The organism is Streptomyces sp. NPDC002265, from assembly GCF_040296125.1.
GTDB lineage: Bacteria > Actinomycetota > Actinomycetes > Streptomycetales > Streptomycetaceae > Streptomyces.
On record NZ_JBEOWS010000485.1, the window covers coordinates 1 to 5649 of the forward strand.

Annotated in this window: 5 protein-coding genes; 2 read left to right on the forward strand and 3 right to left on the reverse strand. The window is 73.5% G+C overall.

Annotation, left to right across the window (positions count from 1 at the left end; translation table 11 throughout):
- Window positions 1-126 precede the first annotated feature (126 nt).
- The 3 genes from ABT085_RS43075 to ABT085_RS43085 form a co-directional block, all read right to left on the reverse strand.
- The gene (locus tag ABT085_RS43075) at window positions 127-1059 is read right to left on the reverse strand and encodes a hypothetical protein (RefSeq protein WP_502982964.1); all 933 of its coding nucleotides are present in this window, start codon (window positions 1057-1059) and stop codon (window positions 127-129) included.
- A gap of 238 nt (window positions 1060-1297) precedes the next feature.
- On the reverse strand, window positions 1298-2365 hold the full coding sequence (locus tag ABT085_RS43080; RefSeq protein ID WP_351621683.1) for a dipeptidase: 1068 nt from the start codon (window positions 2363-2365) through the stop codon (window positions 1298-1300).
- Window positions 2362-3801: an amidohydrolase family protein gene (locus tag ABT085_RS43085; protein WP_351621686.1), complete on the reverse strand. Its 1440-nt coding sequence runs from the start codon at window positions 3799-3801 to the stop codon at window positions 2362-2364. Before ABT085_RS43085 ends, ABT085_RS43080 begins: the two co-directional genes overlap by 4 nt.
- Before the next feature lie 131 nt (window positions 3802-3932).
- Here ABT085_RS43085 and ABT085_RS43090 point away from each other — a divergent pair, with 131 nt between their 5' ends.
- Window positions 3933-4706 (forward strand): IclR family transcriptional regulator, encoded by a 774-nt coding sequence (locus ABT085_RS43090; RefSeq protein ID WP_351621689.1) that lies wholly within the window; start codon window positions 3933-3935, stop codon window positions 4704-4706.
- Window positions 4703-5632, forward strand: a complete 930-nt coding sequence (locus ABT085_RS43095) for an ornithine cyclodeaminase family protein (RefSeq protein ID WP_351621692.1) — start codon at window positions 4703-4705, stop codon at window positions 5630-5632. Before ABT085_RS43090 ends, ABT085_RS43095 begins: the two co-directional genes overlap by 4 nt.
- Window positions 5633-5649 lie beyond the last annotated feature (17 nt).

A 5649-nucleotide genomic window follows, 5' to 3' on the forward strand; every position in this document is an offset into this window, starting at 1 on the left:
TTGGGTGGGGGGGCCGCCGCCGGGCCCGCGGGGGGCTTATTCGGGCTCCCCGGCCCGCGTGCCGCGGTGGGGCCCCGCGCCCGCCCGTCGGGGGGGCCGCCCCACACCAGCGGGTTCAGGGTGCGGTCACCTGACGTCGACGTAGTCACCCGCGGCCGAGACGGCCGGGGTGGTGGACGTGCCCGCGAAGGAGTAGCGCCAGTAGCCGTCGGCCGTGGCCTTGTACGTGGTCTTCAGGTTGCCGTGGCTGTCGGTGGTGACGGTCTTGAGGGTGGTGTAGGTGTTGCTGCCCTTCTTGCGGAACTGCAGCTTGACCTTCTGGCCCGTGTACCCGGCGTACTTGCCGGTGTCCCAGTTGGCACGGGTGAGGCTGCCGGTGATGGTGAGCGTCTTGTTCTTCTTGACCGGCTCGGGCGCGGCGTTCACGGTGAGCTTGGACAGACGCTGGACGGCCGGGGCGAAGAGCCCGGTCCGCTCCGCGGTGCCGATCTTGGTGATGTCCGCCGGGTTCGACGGGTTCTGGCCGTTGAAGGCGACGGCCCAGGCCACCGAGTGCCAGCCCGCACCGGCGTCGGTGATCGCGAGGTCGTACTTGGGGTAGATGTCGACGGTTCCCTTGCAGGCCTCGACGGTGACGACCCCGTCGGACGAGGACGTGGAGGAGGTCACGGTGCACGTCGCCGGGGAGTCGCCGTACAGGTCGGCGGTGGGAGCCGAGGCGGAACCGCGGTAGAAGTCCATGCCGATGTAGAGGTCGTCGGCTGAGACGTCCACGTTCGTCGCGGTCAGGGTGAAGCTGTAGGGCACGTGCACGACGGCGCTGGTGCCCACGGTCACGGCCGCCTTGCCGCTCGCGACCTTGATGTTCGAGAAGGTCACCGGCAGCGCGTACGGCTGGGGGGCCGCGACGGCGGACGCGCGGGCCGTGGCGGCCGTGTGGCCGCCGAGCTGCCAGGGGCGCACGACCTCGGAGGTGTCGGTCGCCTGGGCGGCCGGGACGGCCACACCGGTCAGTGCGGCGGCACCGCAGACGATGGCGACGGCGGCTCTTGTGCGAATAGGCATGCGTTCTCCGTTGGAGAAGCGCCGGGCGGGAGCGAACGGGCCGCCCCTTCCCGGCGAACAGAACCGAAAGCCGACCGGTCGGATCGGCACTTGACACAGACTCAGACAGACCAGACAGGGCGATGGTTGTACGCGTCCATCGCCCTGTCTTCCTGCGTGTTCTTCCTGGTCCTGGCTCTGGCCCAAGTCCTGGCCGTGCCGGGGGCGCGGCGACCCGTTTCGGCCGGTGGGACTAGGCCCGCCACACCCGTTCGGCGTAGTCGACGAAGTTGCGGCCCATGATCTTCTCCATACGGGTGGAGGAGTAGCCGCGCTGCTCCAGCAGACGTATCAGGTCGCGGAACTGGTCCACGCCTCGCAGGTCGACCACGAAGGGGAAGGTGTCGGCCCGTTCGCCAGCGGCCGACACCCCGGCCTCCTGGCGCTGGGCCACGTGCTCGGCGAGCCTGGCCCGGTAGGCGTCGAGGTCGTCGATGGCGGTGACCGGTCCGTCGGTGCCGATGCCGACATGGTCCTCTCCGCAGACGTTCACGGCGTGCGCGATGTGCTCGACGACGTCGGCGGCGCGCGCGTGGCCGGTGGGGCTGAGGAAGGGCATGAAGTAGATGCCGACGAACCCGCCGCGCGAGGCGACCAGGCGCAGTTCCTCGTCGGTCTTGTTGCGGGGCAGGTCGGTCAGCGCGCGGCAGCCGGTGTGGTTGATCGACACGGGGACCCGGGAGTGGGTGGCCGCGTCCAGGCAGGTCCGCTCGCCGCTGTGCGAGAGGTCGACCATGAGGTGGTGGTCGTTCAGGGCGTCGACGACCTCGCGGCCGAAGGCGGTCAGCGCGGTGTCGCCGGGCGCGCTCGATCCGCCGCCGAGGTGGTTGGCCTGGTTGTACGTCAACTGCACAACCCGTATCCCGCGTTCGGCGAAGGTGGCGATCCGGCCGGCGTCCTCGCCCACGGCCACCGCGTTCTGGAAGCCGTAGATGACACCGACGCGTCCGTCGCGCGCCGCCGTGCGGATGTCGGCCGCGGTGGTGACCTTCAGCAGGTCGTCGGGGTGGCTCTCGATGACGCCGTCCCAGACGTCGATCTCGTGCAGGGTGTGCTCGTAGGGGGGCTGGTCGCCCATCACGTAGCCGAGGGTGATGTTCACGGCCGTGAGGCCGGAGGCGCGCGCCTCCGCCAGGGTGCGGGTGTCGACGGTGAACTGCTCGCTGCTCGGGTTCAGTTCGGCCGCCGCCTGCATGGACTGCGCGGAGTTGGGGTTGTCGAGCTGGCCGAGGGCGTTGACGATCAGGGGTGTGCCGGTCAACGGTTCTCCTGGGGTCGGTCCGCGGTGTAGGCGGCGCGCGGGAAGCGGTGGCCCCGCTTGACGGTCAGGGTGATGGTGCGCAGGTGGTCGATGTCGGCCAGCGGGTCCTGTGCGAAGACCGCGAAGTCGGCCTGGTTGCCGGAAACCAGTGTGCCGGTGAGGTGGTCCGTGCCGGCGGCGCGGGCGCCGACGAGGGTCGCGGAGCGCAGCACGTCGGCCGCCGGGAGGCCGCAGTGGCGGACGAGGAAGGCCAGTTCCTCGTACAGGGCGGGGAAGGGCTCTTCGGGGGCGGTCTCGTAGTCGGTGCCGGTGGCCAGTTGTACGCCGGCCCGGTGCGCCTGCGCGGTGAGGGCGATCGCCAGGTCGGTGTTGCGGGCGGCCCGTTCGGAGGTCTCCGGGGTGTCGCCCGCGAGTTCGGCGCTGGCCCACATCCCGGCGGTCGCGTCCAGGACGACGTCCTGTTCGCGCATCCGGGCGAAGAGGGCTTCGAGGCGTTCGTCGCGGCCGGTGACCAGGCTCGCGTGGTCGACGGGCGGCTTGTCCTTGTAGGTGGTCAGGGGCCCTGTGGCGGCCTCGTGGGCCAGCAGGGTCACATGGGAGACGGCGTCGACCCCGGCCGCGACGACCTCGCCGGGCGTGGCGGGGAACACGGCGGCGTGCGCCCAGACGAGGATGCCCTGCCGGTGCGCCTCGGCGGTGATGGCGGCGACGAGGTCCGCGTCGAGATCGGCGTAGACCTTGATGGCCGTGGCGTGGGTCCCGCGGGCCAGGGCGACCGCCAGGGGCAGGTCGGTGGTGTCGGTGACGGCCTGCATCCAGGGCACCTCGCCCGGCACGGCGCCCTGGGTCACCTGGTGGGTGCGGGGGTCGTCGAAGAACCCGGGGCCGGCCATGAGCGCGGCGTAGTGGATGTCGGGGGCGGGGATCTCCCCGACCCTTGCGGCCCGGGCGAGGTCGCCGACCTGCCGGAGGTCGTCGGCCATGTCCCGTACGGCGGTGACGCCGCTGTGCACCAGGCGGCGCAGGACGGCCTCGGCGGCGGGGCGGTCGGGCGGGGTGGCGAGGTGCTGGTGCGCGTCGACCAGGCCGGGGGTGACGAAGTGGCCGGTGAGGTCGACGACTTCGCCGGCCGCACCGGCGTCGGCTCCGGTGCCCGTGGCGCCGTCGGCCGCGGTGTCCCTGGCGCGATCGGCGCCGTCGGCCGCGGTGTACGCGGGACGGCCGGCGCCGTCCGTGAGCGCGGCGAGCACGTCCGGGACGTCCGCGTCGGGCACGACGGCGTGGATCACGGGGCCGTCCACGACGATCGACATCCCGGGCCGCGGCGGGCTGCCGGTCCCGTCGAACAGCGTGAGGCCGCGGTAGACCACCACCGTTCCGACCTCGGGAGGGGCGAAGGGGGCCGCCGCCCCGGCGCTTTCGGTCGTCAAGGTCACCACACTCTCGGCCTGTTACGCTCTACGTAACAACTCTCTCGTCTTACGAAACAGGCGTTACTCTACCTCCGCGGACGGGCGGTGGACACGCCCCGCCAGGACGGTCCGCCCGCACATCCGGAAGGGTTTCGATGCCAGAAGTGCCGCAGAAGGCGACGCGCACGGCCGTGGACAAGGCGCTGGATCTGATCGAGGCCGTCTCGCGCGCCGACGCGCCCCCTCGGCTCACCGATCTCGCGGACGAGGTCGGTCTGCACCGGGCCACCGCGTACCGGATCCTCGTGGACCTGGTCCGCCGCGGCTGGGTGCTGCGCGCCGACGACCGCTATCTGCCCGGCACCGCCGTCCTGCGTCTGTCGTCCCGGGCCGCGCACAACTCGCTCACCACGCTGGCCCGGCCCGTGCTGGAGGAGCTGTCCGCGGGCACCGGTCTGATGGTCAACCTCCAGGTCCTGGAGAACGACGGCTCCCGGGTGGTGGACGTGATCCGCCCGGACCGGCTGGCGATGATCAGCACGCTGCACGGCGAGGCCCTGCCCGTGCACCGGTTCGCCGGTCCGCTCGCCCTGGTGGCCGCGCTCCCCCCGGAGGCGCGCCGCCCCTACCTGGAAGCGGCCCGTGCGCAGGGGCACCCCCTGACGGGCCCGGCGGGCCTGCTCGCCGACATCGAGCGGGTCGAGGCGTCCGGGTTCGCCGTCGAACACGGCCGCAACGAACAGTTCGTGGCCTCCGTGAGCCGGGCCGTGGTCCCCGTCCCCGGATCGCCGGTCTGCGCCCTCACCGTCGTCGGACCGGACGCCGAGATCGACGAGACCCGGATGCGGCGGCTGCGCGAGCACCTCGCCTCGGCGGTGGACACCCTCTGCGGCCTGCTGTCCGGAACGAACACGGGAGCCGACGCGTGAGCGACCTGCTCGTCCTCGACGGGGCCGCCACCGCGGCGGCCCTCGACCCGCACCGGCTGATGGCCGCCGTGTCCGAGGCCCTGGTCGCCGTGGCCCGCGGCCGGGCGTCCGCGCCGCCCCGGATCGCCGCGTTCGCGCCGAGCGGGCTGCTCGGCGCCATGCCCGGGTACGTACCGGGGCTGGGCCTGGCGGCGAAGCTCGTGTCGGTGTTCGCCGACCCCGAGCACCCGGGCCACAGCAGCCACCAGGGCATCGTGGCCCTCTTCGACGCCGGGGACGGCAGGCCCCTGGCCGTCATGGACGCGGAGCCGGTCACGGCCTGGCGGACCGCGGCGGCCGCCACGCACAGCGCCCTGGCACTGGCCCGGCCGGGTCCCGTCGTGGTCGTCGGCACCGGTGCGCAGGCCCGGGCCCAGGTCGCGCTGCTGGCCGCGCTGCGGCCGGCCGAGCCCGTCACCGTCGCGGGCCGCGACCTCGCGGCGGCCCGCGCCGTGGCCGGCCTGCACCCCGCGGGCCGTGCGGCCGACGGCATCGAGGCGGCCGTACGCACGGCGGCGACGGTGTACTGCTGCACCGGCGCGACCCGTCCGGTGCTGCACCGAGACTGGCTGGCCCCGGGCACGCACGTGAGCTCCGTCGGCGGCTCCCACGGGCCCGAGCTCGACGCCGCCACCGTCGCCGACGCGGCGCTCTTCGCCGAGTGGCCCGGTGCCGCGGCGACGGCGCCGCCCTCCGGCGCCCACGAGTTGCAGGACCTGCCGCCGGACCGCGCCGTCACCCTCCTCGGCTCCGTCCTGGCCGGCGAGGCCCCCGGCCGCCGCGACCCCGACGTCCTCACCGTCTTCAAGTCCACCGGCCACGCGGCCCTGGACGTGGCCGCCGCCCACGTGGTGCACGGTGTGGCGACGGGCCGCTCCATCGGCTAGCGGGGGCGCACGCCGGG

Excerpts from the sequence above, each read along its gene's own strand:
- ABT085_RS43090 (WP_351621689.1), top strand. The coding sequence starts at position 3,933 with ATGCCAGAAGTGCCGCAGAAGGCGACGCGCACGGCCGTGGACAAGGCG.